The sequence below is a fragment of the Calidithermus chliarophilus DSM 9957 genome (genome assembly GCF_000430045.1).
GTDB classification, from domain to species: domain Bacteria; phylum Deinococcota; class Deinococci; order Deinococcales; family Thermaceae; genus Calidithermus; species Calidithermus chliarophilus.
Window position 1 is genome coordinate 1,874,558 of record NZ_KE387023.1, and the last position, 21,253, is coordinate 1,895,810.

At 68.9% G+C, this 21,253-nt stretch carries 19 protein-coding genes and 1 pseudogene; 10 read left to right on the forward strand and 10 right to left on the reverse strand.

Features of this window, described 5'->3' with window-relative positions; genetic code table 11:
• Window positions 1–55: 55 nt before the first annotated feature.
• Both MEICH_RS0109220 and MEICH_RS24370 read left to right on the forward strand, forming a co-directional pair.
• A complete protein-coding gene (locus tag MEICH_RS0109220) occupies window positions 56–2,776 on the forward strand; it encodes a UvrD-helicase domain-containing protein (protein WP_027892374.1) in 2,721 nt (906 codons plus the stop codon).
• 212 nt (window positions 2,777–2,988) lie between these two features.
• Window positions 2,989–4,140 carry a serine hydrolase gene (locus MEICH_RS24370; RefSeq protein ID WP_084542251.1) on the forward strand — a complete coding sequence of 384 codons (1,152 nt, stop codon included), beginning with the start codon at window positions 2,989–2,991 and terminating at the stop codon, window positions 4,138–4,140.
• A gap of 177 nt (window positions 4,141–4,317) precedes the next feature.
• Here the strand turns inward: MEICH_RS24370 and MEICH_RS28545 are convergent, their stop codons facing one another.
• Complete coding sequence (locus tag MEICH_RS28545; protein WP_157202689.1) at window positions 4,318–5,070, reverse strand: hypothetical protein; 753 nt, start codon at window positions 5,068–5,070, stop codon at window positions 4,318–4,320.
• Window positions 5,071–5,132: 62 nt separating this feature from the next.
• Between MEICH_RS28545 and MEICH_RS0109235 the strand changes: the two genes are divergently transcribed.
• Window positions 5,133–6,056 carry an arginase family protein gene (locus tag MEICH_RS0109235; protein ID WP_027892376.1) on the forward strand — a complete coding sequence of 308 codons (924 nt, stop codon included), beginning with the start codon at window positions 5,133–5,135 and terminating at the stop codon, window positions 6,054–6,056.
• Between the two features lie 63 nt (window positions 6,057–6,119).
• Window positions 6,120–6,881, forward strand: a complete 762-nt coding sequence (locus MEICH_RS27950; protein ID WP_084542254.1) for a carbon-nitrogen hydrolase family protein — start codon at window positions 6,120–6,122, stop codon at window positions 6,879–6,881.
• 138 nt (window positions 6,882–7,019) lie between these two features.
• On the opposite strand, the pseudogene MEICH_RS24375 reads toward MEICH_RS27950, so the two are convergent.
• From MEICH_RS24375 to MEICH_RS0109265, 5 genes and pseudogenes are all read right to left on the reverse strand, one after another.
• Window positions 7,020–7,175, reverse strand: a pseudogene (locus tag MEICH_RS24375) (addiction module antidote protein); the annotation flags it as partial.
• 178 nt (window positions 7,176–7,353) lie between these two features.
• Window positions 7,354–8,280: a hypothetical protein gene (locus MEICH_RS0109250; protein ID WP_027892378.1), complete on the reverse strand. Its 927-nt coding sequence runs from the start codon at window positions 8,278–8,280 to the stop codon at window positions 7,354–7,356.
• Window positions 8,243–9,490 (reverse strand): imidazolonepropionase, encoded by a 1,248-nt coding sequence (hutI, locus tag MEICH_RS0109255; protein ID WP_027892379.1) that lies wholly within the window; start codon window positions 9,488–9,490, stop codon window positions 8,243–8,245. The genes MEICH_RS0109250 and hutI overlap by 38 nt, the downstream gene beginning before the upstream one ends.
• 103 nt (window positions 9,491–9,593) lie before the next feature.
• A complete protein-coding gene (gene hutU, locus MEICH_RS0109260; protein ID WP_027892380.1) occupies window positions 9,594–11,240 on the reverse strand; it encodes a urocanate hydratase in 1,647 nt (548 codons plus the stop codon).
• On the reverse strand, window positions 11,237–11,932 hold the full coding sequence (locus MEICH_RS0109265; protein ID WP_027892381.1) for a GntR family transcriptional regulator: 696 nt from the start codon (window positions 11,930–11,932) through the stop codon (window positions 11,237–11,239). Before MEICH_RS0109265 ends, hutU begins: the two co-directional genes overlap by 4 nt.
• A 125-nt stretch (window positions 11,933–12,057) precedes the next feature.
• Here MEICH_RS0109265 and hutH point away from each other — a divergent pair, with 125 nt between their 5' ends.
• A complete protein-coding gene (gene hutH / locus MEICH_RS0109270) occupies window positions 12,058–13,578 on the forward strand; it encodes a histidine ammonia-lyase (RefSeq protein WP_027892382.1) in 1,521 nt (506 codons plus the stop codon).
• A gap of 171 nt (window positions 13,579–13,749) precedes the next feature.
• Here the strand turns inward: hutH and MEICH_RS0109275 are convergent, their stop codons facing one another.
• Entirely contained in the window at window positions 13,750–14,220 is a 471-nt protein-coding gene (locus MEICH_RS0109275) for an EVE domain-containing protein (protein WP_027892383.1), read from the reverse strand.
• Between the two features lie 67 nt (window positions 14,221–14,287).
• Between MEICH_RS0109275 and MEICH_RS0109280 the strand changes: the two genes are divergently transcribed.
• Genes MEICH_RS0109280 through MEICH_RS0109290 form a run of 3 tightly spaced genes read left to right on the forward strand, consistent with a single transcriptional unit; the run spans window position 14,288 to window position 16,731 of the window.
• Entirely contained in the window at window positions 14,288–14,800 is a 513-nt protein-coding gene (locus tag MEICH_RS0109280; RefSeq protein WP_157202690.1) for a hypothetical protein, read from the forward strand.
• A gap of 21 nt (window positions 14,801–14,821) precedes the next feature.
• Complete coding sequence (locus tag MEICH_RS0109285; RefSeq protein WP_027892385.1) at window positions 14,822–16,168, forward strand: FAD-binding oxidoreductase; 1,347 nt, start codon at window positions 14,822–14,824, stop codon at window positions 16,166–16,168.
• 17 nt (window positions 16,169–16,185) lie between these two features.
• A complete protein-coding gene (locus MEICH_RS0109290; protein ID WP_027892386.1) occupies window positions 16,186–16,731 on the forward strand; it encodes a DUF1648 domain-containing protein in 546 nt (181 codons plus the stop codon).
• Window positions 16,732–16,813: 82 nt separating this feature from the next.
• Here MEICH_RS0109290 and MEICH_RS0109295 read toward each other — a convergent pair whose 3' ends face one another.
• The 3 genes from MEICH_RS0109295 to MEICH_RS0109305 form a co-directional block, all read right to left on the reverse strand.
• Window positions 16,814–17,893 carry a prephenate dehydrogenase/arogenate dehydrogenase family protein gene (locus MEICH_RS0109295; protein WP_027892387.1) on the reverse strand — a complete coding sequence of 360 codons (1,080 nt, stop codon included), beginning with the start codon at window positions 17,891–17,893 and terminating at the stop codon, window positions 16,814–16,816.
• A gap of 122 nt (window positions 17,894–18,015) precedes the next feature.
• Window positions 18,016–19,053, reverse strand: coding sequence for a 3-deoxy-7-phosphoheptulonate synthase (aroF, locus tag MEICH_RS0109300; protein WP_027892388.1), 1,038 nt, complete (start codon window positions 19,051–19,053; stop codon window positions 18,016–18,018).
• Between the two features lie 591 nt (window positions 19,054–19,644).
• Window positions 19,645–20,058, reverse strand: coding sequence for a hotdog fold thioesterase (locus MEICH_RS0109305; RefSeq protein WP_084542255.1), 414 nt, complete (start codon window positions 20,056–20,058; stop codon window positions 19,645–19,647).
• Window positions 20,059–20,142: 84 nt separating this feature from the next.
• Between MEICH_RS0109305 and MEICH_RS0109310 the strand changes: the two genes are divergently transcribed.
• Together MEICH_RS0109310 and MEICH_RS0109315 are read left to right on the forward strand one after the other, a co-directional pair.
• Window positions 20,143–20,877: an alpha/beta fold hydrolase gene (locus MEICH_RS0109310; protein WP_027892390.1), complete on the forward strand. Its 735-nt coding sequence runs from the start codon at window positions 20,143–20,145 to the stop codon at window positions 20,875–20,877.
• Window positions 20,878–20,886: 9 nt separating this feature from the next.
• A complete protein-coding gene (locus MEICH_RS0109315) occupies window positions 20,887–21,246 on the forward strand; it encodes an alpha/beta fold hydrolase (protein ID WP_027892391.1) in 360 nt (119 codons plus the stop codon).
• Window positions 21,247–21,253 lie beyond the last annotated feature (7 nt).

The window sequence follows — 21,253 nt, forward strand, 5'->3', positions numbered from 1 at the left end:
TTATAACGCTGTTTATACCTGGCCCTGAACGGGTAAGATTCGGGCGGAAATGGGCATGAGGGTTCGCGTGGCCTCCGCCGGGACTGGCAAGACCGCCAGCCTGGTGCTGCGCTACCTCGAGCTCATCGCCTCGGGCACGCCCTTGCGCCGCATCGCGGGCGTCACCTTTACCCGCAAGGCCGCCGACGAGCTGCGGGTGCGGGTGGGGCGGGCCGTCGAGGACGTGCTGGCCCAGGGGCAGCACCTCGGCTTCGTGGCCGACCCCGCGGGCCGCGCGCGCTTCGAGGAGGCCCGGCTCGAGCTCGGCGGGGCCACCCTCACCACCATCCACGGCTTCATGGCCCAGGCCCTGCGGCTCTCCGCGCCCCTGCTGGGCCTCGACCCCGACTTCAGCCTGATGGGCGACTGGGAAGCCAAGGCTATCTTCGAGGAGGAGTGGCAGTCGCTGCTCTACCTCGCCGCCGACCCCGAGCACCCCCTGCACGGCCTGGCGACCCCCGACCTCGGCGAGGCCCTGCTCTTCCTCTTCGACAAGCGCTCGCTGGCGGGCGCCTTCGAGCCCGCCCCCGGCGAGGCCAACGAGCGGCTGGTGAGGGTGTACCAGGCGGTGTTCGCGGCCTACGAGAAGCGGCTGGGGTTCAACCTGCTCTCGCCCTCGGAGATCGAGCGGCGGGCCATCGGGATGGTGGGCAACCGGCGGGCGGTGGAGCGGCTGCTGGGGCGCTACCAGGTGATGCTCGTGGATGAGTTCCAGGACGTGAACCCCTTGCAGGGCGAGTTCTTCAGCGTGCTGCGCGACGCGGGGATGCCGATGGAGGTGGTGGGCGACCCCAAGCAGTCCATCTACGCCTTCCGCGACGCCGACGTGGAGGTGTTCCGCCGGGCCCGGCGCGAAGGCCTCGAGCTCGAGCCCCTCTCCACCACCTACCGCCACGCCAGCGTGCTGGTGCGCTTCCTCAACCGCCTCACCGCCGAGCTCGCCAAGCGCGGGCTGGGCTTCGGCCCGGAGGAGGCTCCCAGCGTGGCGGGGGTGCGGGGCGAGGTGGGCAAGCTCGAGCTGCACTGGGTCGAGGGCGACGTGCCCATGGACGAGCTGCGCCGCTTCGAGGCCCAGGTGCTCGCCGAGCGGCTGCGGGCGCTGTCGAGCCGGGTGCCCCTCTCGCAGATGGCCGTGCTGGCGCGCTCCCGCGCCAGCTTCCCCTTCCTCGAGGAGGCCCTGCAGCGCGAGGGCCTCGACTACGTGCTGCTGCAAGGGCGCGGCTACTACGAGCGGCAGGAGATCCGCGACCTCTACCACGCGCTGCGCGTCGGGTTCGACCTGCTGGCGCACGGCGTCCCGAAGGGAACGGCTCTTTCCACGCTCTCGCTGGCGGCCTGGCTGCGCAGCCCCTTCGGGCAGATGGGCCTGGCCGACCTCGAGCGCGTCCTCACCTCCGAGGCGCCGCTCTCCACCCTCGAGCTCGCCTACCCCGAGGTGTGGGAACGGCTGGAGCGGGTGCGCCGCCGGGTGCGCCAGTCGGCCCCGCTCGAAGCGCTCAAGTTCCTGGTGCGCGAGCCCTTCATCGGGGGGAAGTCCTACCTCGACTTCCTCGACTCCCGCGCCCGCGAGAACGTCGACGCCCTGCTCTTCGAGGTGGCCCGCCGCCCGCCGCGCGACCTCGAGGTGCTCCTGGAGCGCCTGCAGATGCTCTCGCGCCAGGCTGAGGCCGGCGACGTGCCCCAGAGCGGGGAGGGCATCCAGCTCCTCACCGTCCACGCGGCCAAGGGGCTCGAGTGGCCCCTGGTGGCGGTCTTCGACCTCGGGCGCATGAACAGCCACCGCGCCCAGCCGCTCTACCTGGGCGAGGGCGGGCGGGTGGCCCTGCCCGACACCCCCTGCTTCGAGGCTTTCCGCGAGCAGGTCAAAGCCCGCGAGGAGGAGGAGAGCTACCGCCTGCTCTACGTCGCCGCCAGCCGCGCCCGCGACGTGCTGGTAATGACCGGCAGCGTCAAGGAGGGCAAGCCCACCGGCTGGGCCCAGGCCTTGGTCGAGGTCGGCTTCGGCCCCGACGCCCCCGCCTACCAGCGCCCCGACTACTTCCACCAGACCTGGCGCTACCGCCCCGTAGCCGAGGTGCGCCCCCGGCCCGTTGCGGCCCCGCCCGAGATCCCCGAGTGGCTCGAGGCCCGCTTCCACCCCAACCCCTACCCCCCGCTCTACTCCCCCTCCGCGCTCAAGAAGGAGGAGGCCGCCCCGCTCCCCCTGCCCGACCTCGAGGAGGGCGAGGAGATCCCCGGCCGCGCCCGCGCCGTGGGTACGCTGGTCCACTACGCCATCGGCCAGAACTGGCGCTTCTCCAACCCCGACCACTACCGCAACCTCGAGGCCCAGGAGGTGATGTTCCCCTTCGACCCCGACGAGCGCGGGGCCATCATGCGGGAGGTGGGCGAGCTGCTGGGGCGCTACGAGGCCCTGCTCGGCGACGGCCTCCCCTGGCCCCGCGACGAGGACTACCCCGAGTTCCCCATGGCCCTGCCGCTGGGCGACACCGTGTGGCAGGGCGTCATCGACCGGCTTTACCGGGTGGGCGAGCGCTGGTTCCTCGAGGACTACAAGACCGACCGCGAGATCGAGCCCAGCCGCTACCACTTCCAGCTCGCCGTCTACCGCGAGGCCATCCGCCAGGCCTGGAAGGTAGACCCTGAGGTGCGGCTGGTGTATCTGCGCTTCGGGGAGATCGTGCCGGTGGGGAGGGGGGAGCTCGAGGCGGCGTTGAGGGAGGTCGATGGTGGATAGCCCATAGCCGATAGCCGATAGCCGAACGCTGAACGCGGGTCGTACGTCCTACGTCGTACGCAATACGCAAGACGCAAGACGCAAAACGCAAGACGCTTTGGCCCTCACCCCTTGACCCTAGGCCCTCGACAAGCCGGAAGCCACAGGCCACTAGCCACTAGCTCCCCTCTCTCAGCTAAGAAGCGCCAAAAGGCCGTAGAGTTAGGCCGAACGTGCGGGGATCGGTCTGGACACTGTTGGTTTTGTCGGCGCTGGTCGGGGCTTGGGTGCTGTGGAGCAATTCGGGGAGCAGGGCTCGGCCTGGCCTGCCGCAGGCGGCGGAGGTGCTCGAGCAGCCCCTTCCGGTCGAGAGCCCCTGCCTCGAGCTGCCCGAAGCCGAAGAGGTAGCGCCGCCAGCGGTGCCCCCGGCCATCCGCGGGCGGGTGGGGCTCTACGTGGCCCGTTTCGAGCCGGGGGAGAGCGAGTTCCGGCCCTCAAAGGTGGTGCAGATCGCCCCGGAGGACGTGTTCCCGCTGGCCTCGAACTACAAGACGGCGGTGTGGCTCGAGGTGCTGCGCCAGGCCGACCGGGGCAGCCTCGACATGGAGGAGCGCTTCGTCGTCACGCGGGCTAACCAGTCGCTCGGCGGCTACCCCTACGACAACACGCCGGTCCTGGGCCTGGGCTATCGCATGATCGAGCACTCCGACAACACCGCCACCGACATCCTCCACCGCCGCGTGGGGCTGGGCAGCCTGCAACCCCTGGCCGACGAGCTCAAGCTCTGCAAGACGCGCCTCCTGCTGCCCACCAAGACCTGGTGGACGGCGGAGAGCGGCCTCGGCGGCCCCGACTTCCCCCGCTACAACCTGCTGAGCTCGAGCCGCCGCTTCGCCCAGGCCCCGCCGGAAGAACGCCTGCAGATCGCACAGCGCCTCGACGCCATCGCCCAGACCCTCCATCCCGACCGCCTGTACCGGGCCTTCAAGACCTTCTACGCCGGGGGCTACACCTGGGAACAGATGGCCCAGATCGACCGCAACCTCCAGAACGCCTCCACGCCCGTGGAGTGGGCCCGCTTCCTGTGGGCGGCCTTCACCCACAACGGCCTCTCGCCCGAGACCGACGCGCACTTCCGCGAGGTGATGGCCAAGGGCTACGGCTGGCGCCACCTGCGCGTGCGCTACAGCTACTACGGCGGCAAGTCGGGCAACACAGCGGGGGTACTGGGCTTCACCGGCTACCTCGAGGCCCCCGACGGCTGCCGCTACGTCTACGTCTTCCTCAGCGACACCATCCCCGAGATCTACACCTTCCACCTTCGCCGCGACGCCTTCAGCCTGATCAACCAGGCGTTGCTGCGGCTGGGGATGGAGGGGAGGTGAGGGAAAAGCGCTCAGCCGTCAGCGCGTGGCCTGTGGTTTACCCCTCCCCGCCGGCGTCGAGGGTCCAGGGCCGGGGGCCAAGACGTCTGGCGTTTTGCGTCTTGCGTACTGCGTTTGGCGTACGACGCAGGACGTACGACGCAGGGCGCAGGACGTACGACCGCGCCCAGCGCCCGGCTATCGGCTATCAGCTATCAACCGCACCGGGCACAGCTCAGGCCGGAAGGTCATCTGCACGAGCTGTTGGGCGAAGAGGGGAACCCGGCTGGTGCGGAGCCTTAACTCGACGGCGTAGCGCCGGTCAGGGCTGAGCTCGAGCAGGCAGCGGGTGAGGCTGTAGCCCTCGGCGGCGAACTCGAGCACGTATCGGCCGGGGTCGTGGTAAAAGGTGAAGCTCCGCGGCAGGATCACCGAGCGGTGCAGGGGCTGGCCCTGGGGGGTCTCGAGCGTGACCGTGAGGCTCTGGGGCGGGGCGGCCTCGAAGCTGAGCCGGACGCGCACCTCGGCGGTGCCTCTCAGGGCCTGAGCCTGGGTGCCGGGGGCCAGGCTCGAGCGCTGCCCCGGCACGGGCAGGGTGGCCTGCAGGCCGCCCAAGCCCACGTTGCTGGGGTCCGTCGGCAGGGGCGGGGGGGCCTGCCGGGGCACCAGGTTCATGATGGTGGCGAGGATGGCGGTGCCGATGTAGAAGGCGGTCTTGGTGGAGTTGGCCTCGAGGATCAGCGCCAGCAGCGCCCCCAGCACGACGAAAAGCCCGGCCGCCAGCAGCGGGCTCACGAAGGCCAGCCCCAAGCTCCCCAGCACCTGCGCGGCCTGGAACACCGTGGAGTTGGTGCGCTGCCCGATCAGGTCGGAGAGCACCGCCACGAAGGCCCCTACCGCCCCCGCCCCGGCCAGGCTCCAGGCCGGTGTGACTGCCGCCGTTCGCGCCATACTTCCTCCTGGTTCCATGGTAGCGCGCCTCCATGAGCCCAGCCGGAGCCTAAAATCGGGGCATGCGCCACCTCGAGCTCGCCTTCACCGGCCCCGCCACCTTCCTCAAAGCCCCCCACCGCCCCCTGAGCGAGCCCTGGACCGCCGACGTGGGCTTTTTGGGCCTGCCCTACGACTTCGCCGTGGGCTACCGCCCCGGCGCCCGCTTCGCGCCGAACGCCCTGCGCGAGGCCAGCGGCCGCTACGCCCCCGGACCCGAGGGCTACTTCGACCTCGAGACCGAGACCTACCGCCTGCAGGACGTGAGCCTGGTGGACGCGGGCGACGTGGACCCGGCCCAGCTCGAGTACGCCGAGTCCTTCCGCCGCATCACCGAGACCGCCCGCGAACTCAGGAAGCGCGTCCGGCTGCCCGTGTTCGTAGGCGGCGACCACTCGGTCACCTACCCCGTGCTGCGAGCCTACGACGACCTCGAGGAGCTCTACGTCGTCCAGCTCGACGCCCACCTCGACTTTTCCGACCTCCGCAACGCCACGCGCTACGCCAACTCTTCTCCCTTCCGCCGCGCCGTCGAGGACGTACCCGGCCTGAGGCACATCACCGTGATCGGCCTGCGGGGCCTGCGCACCAACCCCGAGGCCTACCGGGCCGCCAAAGAGCGCGGCCATACGCTCATCCCGGCAACCAAGGTGCGGCAGAACCTCAGCGAGGTCCTGGCCCAGCTTCCCCAGGGCAAAAAGATCTACCTCAGCTTCGACGCCGACGTGCTCGACCCTTCCATCCTGCCCGGCACCAGCAGCCCCGAGGTCGAGGGCCTGACCTACGGTGAGGCCATGCAGGTGGTGCGGCAGACCATCGCGCAAAACGAACTCGTGGGCTTCGACTTCGTGGAGCTTACGCCGGGGTTGGACTCGAGCGGGCTGAGTTCTCTGGTAGGGGCACGGCTTCTGGCTGAGGTGCTGGCGGTGTGGGGGCACTTGCCGTGAAAGCGATCTAATGTGTAGTACGCACGTGTGAGTTGAGAAGCATACTATCTAAGGGGTTTGGATATGCGTGTCGCTCTTGCTATTCCCGGTGTTACGCCGCATGTCGATAAGAACATCCAGAAGATTTACGACTTTTCAGTACAAGCCGCTCAGAGTGGCGCGACAGCTATTTTCTTTTCCGAAGCCGCAATTACAGGCTTCATCAATACCGGTGATCCGCTCTACGATAGAACACTCGGATACACGGTGCCAGGTCAAATCACTGCCCAGATCGGCCAAGTCGCCCGGTCGTTCTCTCTCTGGGTCGGCATTGGTGTATTTGAGCAAGACTCTGGGAAGTTGTACGACACTTATGTTGTTCTGTCGCCACAGGGGACGATCGAAACGAAATATCGTCGTATAGACAACCACTGGCACCATTGGCACAGTAGACCATGCAACGACATGATCTATGCAGAGGGAGAGCAGATCTCCGCAAGTCGTCTGCCTATCGGCACGACTACCTATCTGCTCTGTGGCGACCTCTTCAACGATGCCGCACTCGAGCAGGTCAAACAACTCCACCCCGACTGGTTAGTCGTGCCAATGGCACGAGGGTACGACTCAGAAGTCTCCACAGCGGAGCAATGGTATGCCCAGGAACGTTATTACTATGTCGAACGATCGCGAGCAGCGGGGGTGAATCTCCTCCTCGTTAACCAGTTGGCAAATTGGGACACGAACTTCACATACTTCGGCGGCGCGATGGCAGTTACGAAAGAGGGCATCATCCTGAATGAATACCCTCTCGAACAAGAAGGAATCCTGTATATCGACATCAATTGAGTGCAACTCCGGGCGGGCCAACAAGCCCATGCCGTTGACGCCGCTGCGTGTTCCCAACATTCTGGCTTTTTTGAAGGTCAGAAGCAACCCAAATGTCGTCCCGATCTATCAGTAGCGGCGCAACTGATGGGCAATCCGTTAGGCCCCGATCGGCTCGAGGCGCAGCTTAAGCCCCAGCGCCCTAATAACCTTCATCACGGTGGCGAATTCGGGGTTGCCCTCCCTGGAAAGTGCTTTGTACAGGCTCTCGCGCGAAAGCCCGGCATCCCCTGCCGCCTGCGACATCCCCTGAGCCCGGGCTACACTCCTGTAAGGACAGAAGTCTGCCCCTCCTCGAGCCGTTCGGCGTTACCTGGACTCGAGCGGCCTGAGTGGCCTGAGTGCTCTGGCACGGGCGCGGCTGCTGGCTGAGGCGATATCCAGGTGGCACCCGCACTCTCGCTGACCCACCTTCACGGTAGGTCGATCGTGGCTAGGCCGTTCCAGGCCTCGAGGGCGATAAGACGCCATCGGCAGAGGTAGCGGTCGAAGGAGATTTCCGGGGGCGCAGCCGGTAGTGCAGCCGTAGGAAGACCTGGCCCCATATCCGGAACTCGTGGTCGGCCCGTACGTCGGCGCCGGAGGGGTAGACCCGGATGGTCTCGCGCATCGTGGGCACGTAGCGCACCCAGAAACGGCTCCCACGGTCGCGTACGGTGAAGTAGAACCCGGCGTCCCCGAAGCCCTTCCCGCTCGAGGTGATCGAGAACGAGCCGTCGTCATGGGCTTTAGGCTTCATCACAACGACGGCGTTCCCGTTGGGCAGGGGGAAGACCACCTTGACGCAGGCCCCCTCCTGCCCGGGAATTTTGCACACGGAGTAGGTGCCGGCGTAGAGCACGTGGTTGTTCGAGCGCAGTTGCCGGACCCAGGCCGTGTAGCGCACCCTCCCGGTGTAGGGCTCCACCAGCCGCACCACCTCGCTCGTGACGCCCAGGCTCGTGTCCAGACCCGTCAGCGGCACGTTGAGCTGCTGGAGCCTCCGGCTGAAAAGCCCTGCCAGCGCGCGCCCGAGGGGACGGAACAGGCCGTTCCACTCGGCCCAGGCGTCGAGCTCGTAGTTCGAGGTGTGCTCGTAGAAGTCGATGATTTGGGGGCTGACCTTTTCGGGCGAGAACTCCGCCGAGGCCAGCCGGCCGAAGTCCTCGATGAGGCCGCTGTTCGGCGGCTGCCGTTGCACGAGAAGGCCGGATTCGGCGGCGAGCTCCTCGAAGAACTGCGGCCCGATGCCGGTGGTTTTCCCGACGGGCCCCTCGAGCCAGGGTTCACGCTCGAGATCGACCCGTTTTCCCGTGAGCTGCACCCAGCGTTGAGTAACCCAGTCAGAGAGGTAGCCCTGCCGAGGGCCTAGCCATAGCATGGTTCCCATCAATATAAACGGAATGGATCGGAGTATGGCCCCAGCGGTAGAGGGCCTCGAGCGCATTCCCTGAATCCACTACCACGAAATCGGCCCGCGCCCCCACCTCAATCCTTCCCAAATCCTTCCTTCCTAAGGCCAGCGCCGCGTTCTCGGTGTGGGCGATCAGGGCTTCCTCGGCGCTGAGGCGGCCCAGGCTCATGGTGAGCTGCATCCCCAGCCAGGGGCTGTAGAGGGGGCTGGAGCCGGGGTTGTGGTCGGTGGCGATGGCGACCCTCACGCCCGCGTCCCACATGGCCCGCGCGTCGGGGAAGGGCTTGCGCAGGATGACCGCCGCGCCGGGCAGGACGGTGCCCACCGTGCCGCTCTTGGCCAGGGCCTGCCAGTCGCCCGGGGTGGACTGCTCGAGGTGGTCCGCCGACAGTGCCCCGAGCTCCGCCGCGAGCTTGGTGGCCCCGGTGTGGGCGATCTGCTCGGCGTGGACCTTGACCTTGAGGCCCTGGGACAGGGCGGCCTCGAGGATTCGCCGGGTTTCCTCGAGGGTGAACGCCCCCTGGTCGCAGAACACGTCCACGGCCTCGGCCAGCCCGCTACGGGCCACCTCGGGGATGAGCTCGGCGGTGAACATCGCCACGTACTTTTCCCGCTCCCAGCCCTTAGGCACCACGTGGGCGAGCAGGGTGGGGAAGACGCGCTGGGGCAGGGTTTCCCCGAGCCGCCGGATCACCCGCAACATCTTGAGCTCGGCCTCGGGCTCGAGGCCGTAGCCGCTCTTGACCTCGAGGCTGGTCACGCCCTGGGCCAGGAAGAGGGCGGCGCGGGCGGCGGCCAGCTCGTAAAGCTCCTCCTCGGAGGCCGCAGCCGTGGCCCGCACCGTCGAGTAGATCCCGCCCCCGGCGGCCAGGATGGCCTCGTAGCTCTCGCCCCTCGCCCGCTGGAGGTACTCGCCCAGCCGGTTCCCGCCGTAGACCAGGTGGGTGTGCGCGTCCACGATGCCCGGCACCACGCCTAAGTACCGGCGTCCGCCGGGGGCCGATGGCCCTTCACTGCGCCCGCCCAGGGCGGTCTGGGGCCAGCCGCGGTACTTCTCCGGCAGGTCGGCCTCGGCCCCGACCCAGACAAAGCGCCCGTCCTGCACCGCGAGGGCGGCGCGCTCGAGCCTTTCCCTCGGCGTGTAAAGCTCAGCGATGCCCGTAAATACCTGTTTCATTCGACCCCTCGCGAGAGTGCCCGCGAGTCTCCTCGGACTATCGGGCCCGTTGTCGTGGCTATCGACCATCGACTATCGACTATCGACGGCTTCTGAAGGAAGCCTACTTCTCCCACCCCGCCAGGTCGAGGCCGCGTTCCCTCGCTACTTCCTTCGCCGAGTCGTAGCCCGCGTGGGCGTGGCGCATCACGCCGGTGCCGGGGTCGTTGGTGAGGACGCGCTCGAGGCGGTAGGCAGCTTCCTCCGAGCCATCCGCCACCGTGACCTGCCCGGCGTGGAGGCTGTAGCCCATGCCCACCCCGCCGCCGTGGTGGAAGCTGACCCAGGCCGCGCCCGAGACCGCGTTGAGCGCGAAGTTGAGCAGGGGCCAGTCGGCCACGGCGTCGGAGCTGTCGAGCATGGCCTCGGTCTCGCGGTAGGGGGAGGCCACCGAGCCCGCGTCGAGGTGGTCGCGCCCGATGACGACGGGGGCCCCCACCTCGCCCTTGCGCACCATCTCGTTGAACAAGAGCCCGGCCTTGTCGCGCTCCTTGTAGCCCAGCCAGCAGATGCGGGCGGGGAGGCCCTGGAACTTGAACTTCTTCACGCCCTCGGTGAGCCAGCGGGAGAGGCCCTCGTCCTCGGGGAAGAGCTCGAGCACGGCCTTATCGGTCTTGTAGATGTCCTCAGGTCTGCCGGAGAGCGCCACCCAGCGGAAGGGGCCGCGCCCCTCGCAGAACTGGTCGCGGATGAAGGCGGGCACGAAGCCGGGGTAGCTGAAGGCCTCGCTGAAGCCGCCGAGCTGGGCGAAGGCCCGCAGGTTGTTGCCGTAGTCGAAGGCCACCGCGCCCTGCTTCTGCATCTCCACGATGGCGGCGCAGTGCCGGACCATCGACTCGAGCACCCGGCCCCGGTAGCCCTCGGGGTCGGCCTTGCGCAGGGTTTCGGGGTCCTCGTCGGCGTGCAGGACGGGGATGTAGCCGTAGAGGGGGTCGTGGGCGCTGGTCTGGTCGGTGACGAGCTCGGGGGTGAAGCCCCGGCGCACCATCTCGGGCAGGACCTCGGCGGTGTTGCCCAACAGCCCGATGGAGAGGGGCTCGCCCCCCTGCTTGGCCTCCTCCGCGAGCCGGAGGGCTTCGTCGAGGGAGTCGGCCCGCACGTCGAGGTAGGCGGTGTCCAGGCGGCGCTGGATGCGCTCGGGGTCGATCTCGACGCAGATCGCCACCCCGCCGTTGAGGGTCACGGCCAGGGGCTGCGCCCCGCCCATGCCGCCCAGCCCGCCGGTGACGGTGACGGTGCCCTTCAGCGAGCCGCCGAAGTGCTTGCGGGCCGCGGCGGCGAAGGTCTCGTAGGTGCCCTGGAGGATGCCCTGGGTGCCGATGTAGATCCAGCTTCCCGCCGTCATCTGGCCGTACATCATCAGGCCCAGACGGTCCAGGCGGTCGAACTCCTCCCAGGTGGCCCACCTGGGGACCAGGTTGGAGTTGGCGAGGATGACCCGGGGGGCCAGGGGCTGGGTCTTGAACACCCCCACCGCCCGGCCCGACTGCACCAGCAAGGTCTCGTCGTTCTCGAGGCGCTCCAGCACCTCCAAGATGCGCTGCAAGTCCTGGGGCGAGCGGGCCGCCTTGCCGCGCCCGCCGTAGACGATGAGCTCTTCGGGCTTCTCGGCTACCTCGGCGTCGAGGTTATTCAAGAGCATGCGCTTGGCGGCTTCCTGGATCCAGCCTTTGGCGGTTTTGGCGGGGCCTCGAGGGGCTTTGTAGGTCATGGGCGTTCTCCTTGGGGCGTGAAGGTGTCTTCAAAAAAGTAGCGGTCCCCGCGCATCAGGTACTCGACCCAGGTCACGGGGGTCTGTAGGGTGTAGGTCACGCGCTCCAGCCGCAGCCCCGGCGCCCCGGCGGGCTGGGCGAGCAGGGCGGCGACCTCGGGATCGAGCGCCACGGCCCCTAGGCGCTGCCAGACCCTGGTGAGGGGCAGGCCCAGCGCGTGCACCAGGATGTCGTGGAGCGACTCGGCGGTGAGGTCGTGCTCCAGCACCGCGCCGCAGCGCGCGGCGTCGAGGTAGCGGGTCTCGAGGATCACCGGCTCCTCGTCCAAAAAGCGCAGACGCCGCACGCAGAGGGTGTCGGCGGTGCCCAGCTTCTCGGCCACCTCGGCGGGGGCGGGTCGGGGCTCGGCCACGAGCACCTGGGTCCGGGGCACGGCCCCCTGCGCGGCGGCGAACTCGTAGAAGGGCCGCACCCGCAGGGAACCCTGGCTGAAGCGGCGCTCGGCGGGGAAGCTGCCCTTGCCCTGCTGCCTCGAGAGGTAGCCCTCGCGCTCGAGCTCCTGCAAGGCCCGCCGCGCGGTCATGCGGCTGACGCCGAAGCGCTGGGAGAGCTGGTTCTCCGAGAGGGGAAAACCGGGCTGGGGCTTGGCGAGTTCGCGCAACACCGCTTCCTTGACCTGGAGGTACTTCACAAGGGAACCTCTTTCGACCCCGTAAACGGGTTTTCAGGGCATGAGGGTTACGGTTTAGCGCACCGGGGGTTTACGGGGACCCCTCACAAGTTGTATATACAACCTAGCGTGAAGCGAGGTCAAGCATGGTCGAACTGGATGCGGGCGTGAGCCTCGAGGCCTTTGAGCGTGTGGTGCGCGGGGGCGAGCCCGTCAGGCTCGCGCAGGCCGCGCGGGAACGGGTGGCCCGCTGCCGGGCCTTCGTGGACGAGCTGGTGGAGAAGGGGGCGCCGGTCTACGGCCTCAACACCGGCTTCGGCAAGCTGGCGACGGTGCGGATCGCGCCGCAGGACCTCAGGCTCTTGCAGCGCAACCTGCTGCTGTCCCACGCCATCGGGGTGGGGGAGCCCTTCGCGCCCGAGGTGGTGCGGGGGATGCTTCTGCTGCGGGTGCAGAGCCTGGCGATGGGCTACTCCGGGGTCCGCCCGGTGGTGCTCGACTACCTGACGGAGTTCCTCAACCAGGGCGTCACCCCGGTGGTGCCCTCCCAGGGCTCGGTGGGGGCTTCGGGCGACCTGGCCCCCCTCGCCCACATGTGCCTGCCGCTGATCGGGGAGGGTGAGGTGGAGTACCGGGGGCAGGTGCGCCCGCCGGGCGAGGTGCTGCGGGAGCTGGGTTTGGAGCCCTTAGAGCTCGAGGCCAAGGAGGGCTTGGCCCTCATCAACGGCACCCAGGCCATGGCCTCGCTGCTGGCCCTGCTGCTCCTCGACAGCGCGACGTTGCTCAAGAGCGCCGACCTGGCCGCCGCCATGAGCGTCGAGGCCCTCAAGGCCAGCCACCGCCCCTTCGACGAGGCGGTGAGCCGCCTGCGCCCCCACCCCGGCATGGCCGCCACCAGCGCCAACGTGCGGAAACTGCTCGAGGACTCCGAGATCATGCGCTCGCACATCGACTGCGACAAGGTGCAGGACGCCTACAGCCTGCGCGCCGTTCCCCAGGTGCACGGGGCCAGCCGGGATGCCCTCGTTCACGTGCGAGAGGTGGTGCTGCGCGAGATGATGAGCGTCACCGACAACCCCCTGGTGCTACCCGACGAGGCCCGCACCCTCTCAGCCGGCAACTTCCACGGCCAGCCCCTGGCCCTGGCCGCCGACTACGCCGGCATCGCCCTGGCCGAGCTCGCCAACATCTCCGAGCGCCGCATCGAGCAGATGCTCAACCCCTCGCTCTCGGGCCTCCCGGCCTTCCTGGCCGAGGGCAGCGGGCTCAACTCGGGCCTGATGATCAGCCAGTACACCGCCGCCGCCCTCGTCAGCGAGAACAAGGTGCTCGCCCACCCGGCCTCCGTGGACTCCATCCCCACCAGCGCCAACCAGGAGGACCACGTCTCGATGGGCACCCACGCCGCCCGCAAGGCCCGCGCCATCTACGAGAACGTGCTGTGGGTGCTGGCCATCGAGCTCGCCTCCGCCTCCCAGGCCCTCGACTTCCACGCCCCGCTGCGGCCGGGCAAGGGCGTGGAGGCCATCTACCGGCGTATCCGGGAGGAGATCCCGCACCTCGACCGCGACCGTTACCTCAAGCCCGAGCTCTCGCGCCTGCGGGAGCTGATCCGCTCGGGAACGCTGGTGCGGGTGGCGGAAGAGGTGGTGGGGGAGATGGTTTGAGGGGGGCGTGCGCCGGACGCCGATAGCCGATAGCCCATAGCCTATAGCTGATAGCCGATAGCTAAATGCAGAACGCCCCTTCTTGACCCCCCTTAGCAAGGGGGGCTGGGGGGATACCCCTCCCCGCCGGCGGGGAGGGAAGGGGTGGGGTGAACCACAGACCACTAGCCTCTAAGGTGAGCCGACGGCTTCCCCGGCTAGCTCGAGGATGCGCCGTGCGGCTTCCTCGCTCACCGGCATCACCGAGAGGCGGTTGCCGCGCCGGACCACCCACAGCTCGTCGGGGGTGAAGGTCTGGCGCAGGGTCTCGAGGCTCACCATGTGCCCGAAGCGCCGGGCGAACTCGACCTCTACCGTCCACCAGCGGGGGTTTTCCGGCTCGGCGGCGGGGTCGTGGTACTCGCTGTGCGGGTCGAACTGGGTGGGGTCTGGCACGCCGGTACGCACGACCTTGCACAGCCCCACGACGCCCGGGGGCTCGGTGCTCGAGTGGTAGAAGAAGGCCAGGTCGCCCGGCTGCATGGAGCGCAGGAAGTTGCGGGCCTGGTAATTGCGCACCCCGTCCCACAGGCTGCGGTGGGCGCGCTCGAGGTCGTCGATGCTGAACGCGTCGGGTTCGGACTTCAACAGCCAGTACGCCATAATGCCAGTCTAATGTTGCCAAAGACGGGCCTAACCCATTTCTTATGTAGGTTGCTACCCTGAGAGTATGAGAAAACTTTGGTTAGCATTCCCGTTGGCCCTCCTCCTCGCAGCCTGCACCATTACCATCGACATAAGCCAAGGCCGAATCCCTGGGCTGTATGTCAAGATTCTCGGTTATGAGACGGAGTATCAAGACAGCAAGGGGCGCTCGTACATCTGCGACAACACCTTCACCACCGGGCGCTACAACTTCCGCTTCGAGGGCGACCTCGACCGCTGGGAGTCGGTGTTCGTGGGCCAGACCACGGGCGAGCGCAGCACGGTGAGCACTTACGTGTACGGCGATAACACCTACGTCGAGGACCCGCCCGGCTACATCCAGGTCAACTTCGCCTTCGGCCCCGGGACCGCGCCCTACCTCGTCAGCGGCCAGCAGATGTCCAAGATCGTGGTGGTGCCCACGCCCAACATCATCGGCTACACCCAGCTCGAGCTCACCTTCTACAATTCGGCGGGCAACTCGGGCAAGGTGCTCCTCAAGGGCATCCCGGTCATTGACAACTGCCCCAACCCTTGAGCACGCGGCTAGACTGAGGGGGTGAAGCTGCTAGCTCCCCTGCTCGAGCGCCTGAGCCCCCGCAAGGTCCTCACCGACCTGCCGCAACGACAGCTCTACCGCTACGACGCCATCGCCGTCGGGGAAACCCCGGCGGCGGTCGTGTTGCCCGAGACCACGCAGGACGTGGTGGAGGTGGTGCGCTTCGCCAAGGCGGCGGGCCTGCCCGTGGTGGCGCGGGGGGCGGCCAGCGGGTTATCGGGCGGGGCGGTGCCGGTGCGGGAGAGCCTGGTGGTGGCGTTCACCAAGATGACGCGCCTCGAGCTCGACCCCATCCGCCGCATCGCCATCGCCCAGCCGGGGGTGGTCACGGCGCAGATCAGCGAGCAGGCCAGGCCCCACGGGCTGTACTACCCGCCCGACCCGGCCTCCTTCCGCACCAGCACCCTGGGCGGCAACCTGGCCGAGAACGCCGGGGGCCCGATGTGCTTCAAGCGCGGCGTGACCGGCGACTACGTGCGCGAGCTCGAGTTCGTGGATGCCGAGGGCGAGGTGCACCGCCTCGGCCGCGAGGCCTACGACCTGCCGGGCCTGCTCATCGGCAGCGAGGGCACGCTGGGCCTGATCACCGAGGCCACGGTGGGCCTCGAGCCCCTCCCCAAGCACACCCGCACCCTCATGGCGCACTTCGCCGAGGTGGGGCAGGCCGCCGAGGCCGTCTCCAAGGCCATCGCGGCCGGGGCGGTCCCGGCGAAGCTGGAATTCCTGGACCAGGGCTGCATCCGCGCGGTCGAGGACTACCTGCACCTGGGCCTGCCGGTGGACGCGGCGGCGCTGCTGCTCGTGGACACCGACGGCGACGACCCCGAGGTGGTGGCGGAGGAGCTGGAGTGGGTGGCCCAGGCCTGCTGCGCGGCGGGCGGGGTGGTGCGGCTGGCCCAGAGCCCGGCCGAGGCCGCCCAGCTCTGGCAGGCGCGGCGCTCGGTGTCGCCGGCCATTGGGCGCATCCGCTCCAAGCGCATGAACGAGGACATCGCGGTGCCGCGCTCGAGCCTCCCCGCCGTAGTGCGCGAGATCGAAGCCCTGGGCAAGCGCTACGGGCTCCCGCTGGTGCAGTTCGGCCACATCGGCGACGGCAACCTCCACCCCAACATCCTCTACGACCCCAAGACCGACCCCGAGGACAAGGTGTGGGAGCTGGCCCACGAGGTCGCGCGGGTGGCGCTGCGCCACGGCGGGGTGCTCTCGGGCGAGCACGGCATCGGCCTGATGAAGCGCGAGTTCATGAGCGAGGCGGTGGACGCCCAGACCCTCGCCATCCTCTGGGACGTCAAGCGCCGCCTGGACCCCGAGGGGCGGTTGAACCCCGGAAAAGTCCTCCCGGAGTAGGGGAGTATCCTGGAGCCATGCTCAATTGGCTGTTGGCCGCCCTCGACCTGCTGCTCCTGCTCGGTCTGTGGGGGTACGGCCTGCTGGCTTACGAAAAGCTCCCCGACCGGATTCCCACCCACTTCGACCTTCAGGGTAACGCGCTGGCGTGGGGGCCGAGGTCGAGCCTGCTCCAAGTTCTCCTTATCTTCAGCGGACTCGCCGCTTTTATCGTTGCCCTTTCGGCCCTGACCTTGCGGGACGCCCGCCTCACCTGGCTGAACGTCCCGCACAAGGACCGGCTGCTCCGCCTCCCCCCGGCGGCCCGGCAGGAGGCGCTGTCGGTGGTGTGGGGCTTCCTGTGGGCGCTGCTGCTGGCGGTGCTGCTCGTGGCCTGGCTGATCACCTGGATGATGGCCCGCTACGCCCACGGCACCCCGTTGCCGGGCGGCTTGGTGATCGCCGGGTGGGTGCTCATCCTCGCCTATCTGGTGCTCCTCGCGAGCCTTCTGGGGCGCAGCTTGCGGGGGGTGCTCGAGCGCCTCGAGGACAGGCAGGGGAGAGGCCAAGCGCCCCAGCCTTAGTGGCTGGGGCGAGAAGAGGGATACCCCTACGTCCGGTGTCTTGCGTTTGGCCTTTGGCTATCGGCTATCGACACTCCCACCATCACCGCAACCGGTAGCCGATGTTCTCCAGGATTCGCCGGGCCGCCTCGCGCTCTTCGGCCGAGGCGAAGCCCATGCGGATGGCCCCGCCCTCGTCGCGGATGGCCAGCACCTCGAACTGCTTGATGTTGATGTAGGCGTCGCCCAGGGCGTTGGAGATCTTGGCGATCTGGCCGGGCTTGTCGGGCACCTGGACCACCAGCTCGTGCAGGGTGGGGAGCAGGCTGCGCTTGACGATGGGCAGCGAGTCGCGGGTGCGCTTGGCGGCCTGGGCGGCCTCGAGCAGCTCCTCGGGCGCCCCGAGCAGCTCCTCGAGCTCGGCCAGCACGGCCCGCAGTTCCTCCACCGCCTCGCGCAGGGCCTCGCGGTTGCTCACCACCATGTCGCGGCTCATGCGCGGGGAGCCCGAGGCCACGCGGGTCAGGTCGCGGAAGCCCCCGGCGGCCAGGAACATCAGCAGTTCCTGGTGCTCGTCGCGGGCGACCATGCGGTTGAGGGCCACGGCCAGCAGGTAGGGGAGGTGGGAGATGCGGGCCACCAGCCGGTCGTGGAGGGCGGGGGGGATCTCGAGCGGGTAGGCGCCGAGCTCCTTGACCAGGTGCCGCAGGCGCTGTAGGGCGGGCTCCGGCGTCTGGGGAGCGGGGGTGATGACCCACACCGCGTTCTGCAGCAGCCCGGCGTGGGCGGCCTCCACCCCGGCCTTCTCGCTGCCGGCCATCGGGTGGCCGCCCACGAAGTTGGGCAGCACCCCCGAAAGGGCTTGCACCACCGGCCCCTTGACGCTGCCCACGTCGGTCCAGAGGCTGTCGGGGCGGGCGTGGGGGGCGAGCTGCCGGCCCACCTCGGTGAGCACGCCCACCGGCGCGGCCAGCACCCCGAAGTCGAGCTCGCCGATCCAGCTTCCCGGGGCGGTATGCACCTTGTCGGCCACGCCCAGGGCGAGGGCGTCCTCGAGGGCCGAGGGGTCGGGGTCGTAGGCGTGGACCTCGTTGGCCAGGAAGCGCTCGCGCAGGCCCAGCGCCACGCTGCCCCCCAGCAGGCCGATGCCGAAGATGCCCACCTTGTCGAACAGGGGCTTCATGGACGACGCCCAACGCCCAACGCCAAACGCCAAACGCCGAATGCCGGCGGCCAGGGGGATGCAGGGGGCTCAGAACGGGCCGTGTGGCTCATGGAAGGGCAGTTTACCCGTGCCCTTCGGGCTCAGGCAAGCTCGAGGCCCCCCACCATCTCCTTGCCCACGGCGGGCAGGATGGCCCGGACCTTCTTCATCAGCAGGGCGAACTCGTGCTCGTGGAGCTGCTGGGCCGCGTCGGAGAGGGCCTTTTCGGGCTCGGGATGGGTCTCGACGATGATCCCGTCGGCGCCCACCGCCACCCCGGCCAGGGCCAGCGGGATCACGTAGTCGCGCTTGCCCGCGGCGTGGGAGGGGTCGATCCACACCGGCAGGTGGGTCCAGGACTTGAGCGCCGGCACCGCCGAGACGTCGAGGGTGAAGCGGGTGGCCTTCTCGAAGGTGCGGATGCCGCGCTCGACGAGGATCACCTTGAGGTTGCCCCTCGAGAGCACGTACTCGGCGCTCATGAGGAATTCCTCGAGCGTCATGCTCATGCCGCGCTTGAGCATCACCGGCTTGTTGGTCTCGCCCACCGCCTGCAAGAGCGCGAAGTTCTGGGCGTTGCGCGCGCCGATCTGGAGCATGTCGGCGTGCTCGGCGACCAGCTCGACCTGCTCGGGGGAGAGCACCTCGGTCACGACGGGCAGGCCGGTCTCGGCGCGGGCTTCGACCAGCAGGTCGAGGCCCGCGCGGCCCATGCCCTGGTAGGAGTAGGGGGAGGTGCGGGGCTTGAAGGCGCCGCCGCGGAGCATCTGGGCGCCGTGGCGTTTGACGAAGCGGGCGGCGGTGAGGATCTGCTCGCGCGACTCCACGCCGCAGGGCCCGGCGGCGACCATGAAGGCGTTGCCGCCGGTGGACCCGGTGGGCCAGGAGATGACCGAGGGCTTGGGCTGGACCTCGAGGCTGGCGAGCTTGTAGGGCTTGCTGATGGGGATCACTTCGGCTACCTCCGGCAAGGCCCTAAAGTGCTCGAGCAATTCGGGCGTAGGGCCTTTGCCGATGGCCCCGATCAGCGTCGTGGACTCGCCCTCCGAGACGTGGGGCCGGTAGCCTACCCGTTCGACCTCCGCGACGATGGTCGCGATCTGTGCCTGTCCTGCGCCGTGCTTGAGGATGATCAACATGCCTTCCCTCCTTGGCCGTGCTCGGGGTTGGGGATGCAAAAAAGCCTCCGGGGGTGGTCCCCGGAGGCGTCTGTGCAAGCCCAAATGCGCTATGCCGACCTCACGGGGACCGTAGGCCAATAAAAGTACCCGAAAAAGCGGGCACTGGCTTTGGCGACCCCGTGCGTCTGCATATGCCCAGGAGTGTAAGGGCAGTCTGGATTGCCTGTCAATACGTGCATGGGGGCCGTAGGGTCAGCCGTAGTGTTCGTCCCGTTTTCATTCCGCGTGTTGCGGCAGGAGGGGCCGGTCTGCGGTGGGGTGGTTTGGCGGGGACCGCTCCGCCGTCGGAGGACGTAGGGGGAGGCGATTCCCCATCACCTCCCCCTTTCGCCCTCCGAGGGACTCGCAGACATGCCGCCGGCCCCGGCGGCATGCTCGTCTGCGCCACCTCCCTCACCCCCTCCCTCGCGAGCCGCACACCCCGGCCGGGGACCGGCTCGCGGGGTGAGTGCCCTTCCGCGGGGAAGTGGGGCTGTAGTTGGCTGTTGGGCGGGGCACAACCCCAGCGGATGATTTATCCCAATAGGGCGTTCAGCTATCGACTATCGACTATTGGCTATCTCCCCGAGCCGCCACGATCGCCAGCGTGCAGCGGGAGATGCAGACCAGCCGGGATTGGTCGTCGCGGATTTCGATGTTCCAGACGTGGGTGGTGCGGCCTTTGTGCAGGGGGGTGGCTACGGCGGTGACCTTGCCGGAGCGCATGGGGCGGAGGTGGTTGGCGTTGATCTCGAGGCCGAAGGAGGTGTGGCCTTCGGGGGCGGCGAGGAAGGCGCCGATGCTGGCGACGGTTTCGGCGAGGGCGACGGAGGCGCCGCCGTGGAGGAAGCCGAAGGGCTGGTGGTGGCGGGGGGTGACCTCCATCTCGGCGACCACGCAGTCGGGGGTGGCTTCGGTGACGCGGATGCCGAGGGTGCTCATGAGGGTTTCGGGGGGGAAGTGGGAGGGGTCCATGTGCGGCATGGCGCCACTTTACGGCGACGCCGAGCGGCCAGACTGGATGGGCAGGCGCATTTGGCCGTGCGGCGGCGTGACAAGATTGGGCCTGTGGAAACGGTGGTCTTTCTGCCCGGCCTGCTGGCCCCGCCCGCCGGGTTTCGCTCGCTGCGGGAGAACCTCGAGGGCTTCCGCTGCTTAGAACTCGCCCCCCACGCCACACCCGCCGAAGCGCTCGAGGCCTGGCGCGGCGAGGTCCCCCCCGGGGCGCACGTCGTGGCCTTCGCGGAGGCAGGGTGGGCCGGGGCGCAACTGGCGGCGCAGAGCCAGGCCAGGAGCCTGACGCTGCTGAGCCCGGTTTTGCGGGTGGACGCGGCGTTGCGGGCGCGGCTGAGGGCGCTCGAGCAGGCCCTGGGCCGGGGGCCGGAAGCCTTCGTCACGGCGGCCAAGCCCTGGCTGTTCGGGCCGGTGCTGCTCGAGCACGGCCAGGAGGCGATGGCGGCCTGGGCGGAGGGCTTGCGGGAGGAGGAGCTGGGGCGCTGGCTGCGGGCCCTGCCCGAACTGCCCGACGGGCGCAGGGCCCTGCGCCTGCTGCGCTGCCCGGTGCTGGTGGTGATCGGGGCCGAGGACGTGTTCACCCCCAGCCGCTACGCCCAGGAGGCGGTGGAGTGGGTGCCCGAGCAGCGGGCGATGCGGGTGAGCCTCGAGGCCACCGGCCACCTGGCCCCCTGGGAGAACCCCGGCGAGGCGCTGGCGGTGCTCGCGGCCTTCCTGGACGACGCCGAGGGCTTCCTGCAGGGGCCGCCGGCCTGGCACGACGGCCCCGACGAGCTGCCGGTGCTGTAGGGTGGGGCCGTGTACATCAACCTCTACGGCCTGAACGTGGTCTACGACGACCGGGGACGCGGGCCGCTGGTGCTCCTGCTGGCCGAGACGGCGGAGCAGTGGGCCGACTGCGAGCCGTTGCCCGCGGGTTACCGCTTCATCGCCCCGGACCTGCCGGGGTTTGGCCGGAGCGAGGGCTCGAGCATGGCCCCCGAGGAGCTGGCCGAGTTCGTGGTCGCCCTGGTCACCCTGCTCAACGCCGGGTTGCCCCGGCTGCTGGTGCGCGGAGCGGGGGAGGCGGTGGGGCGGGCGCTGGCCGAGCGGATGGGCCTAGAGCCCCGGCCCTGCCCCGACCGGGATGCGCTTTTGCGCTTGCTGGAGGCCGGTTAGCGCTATA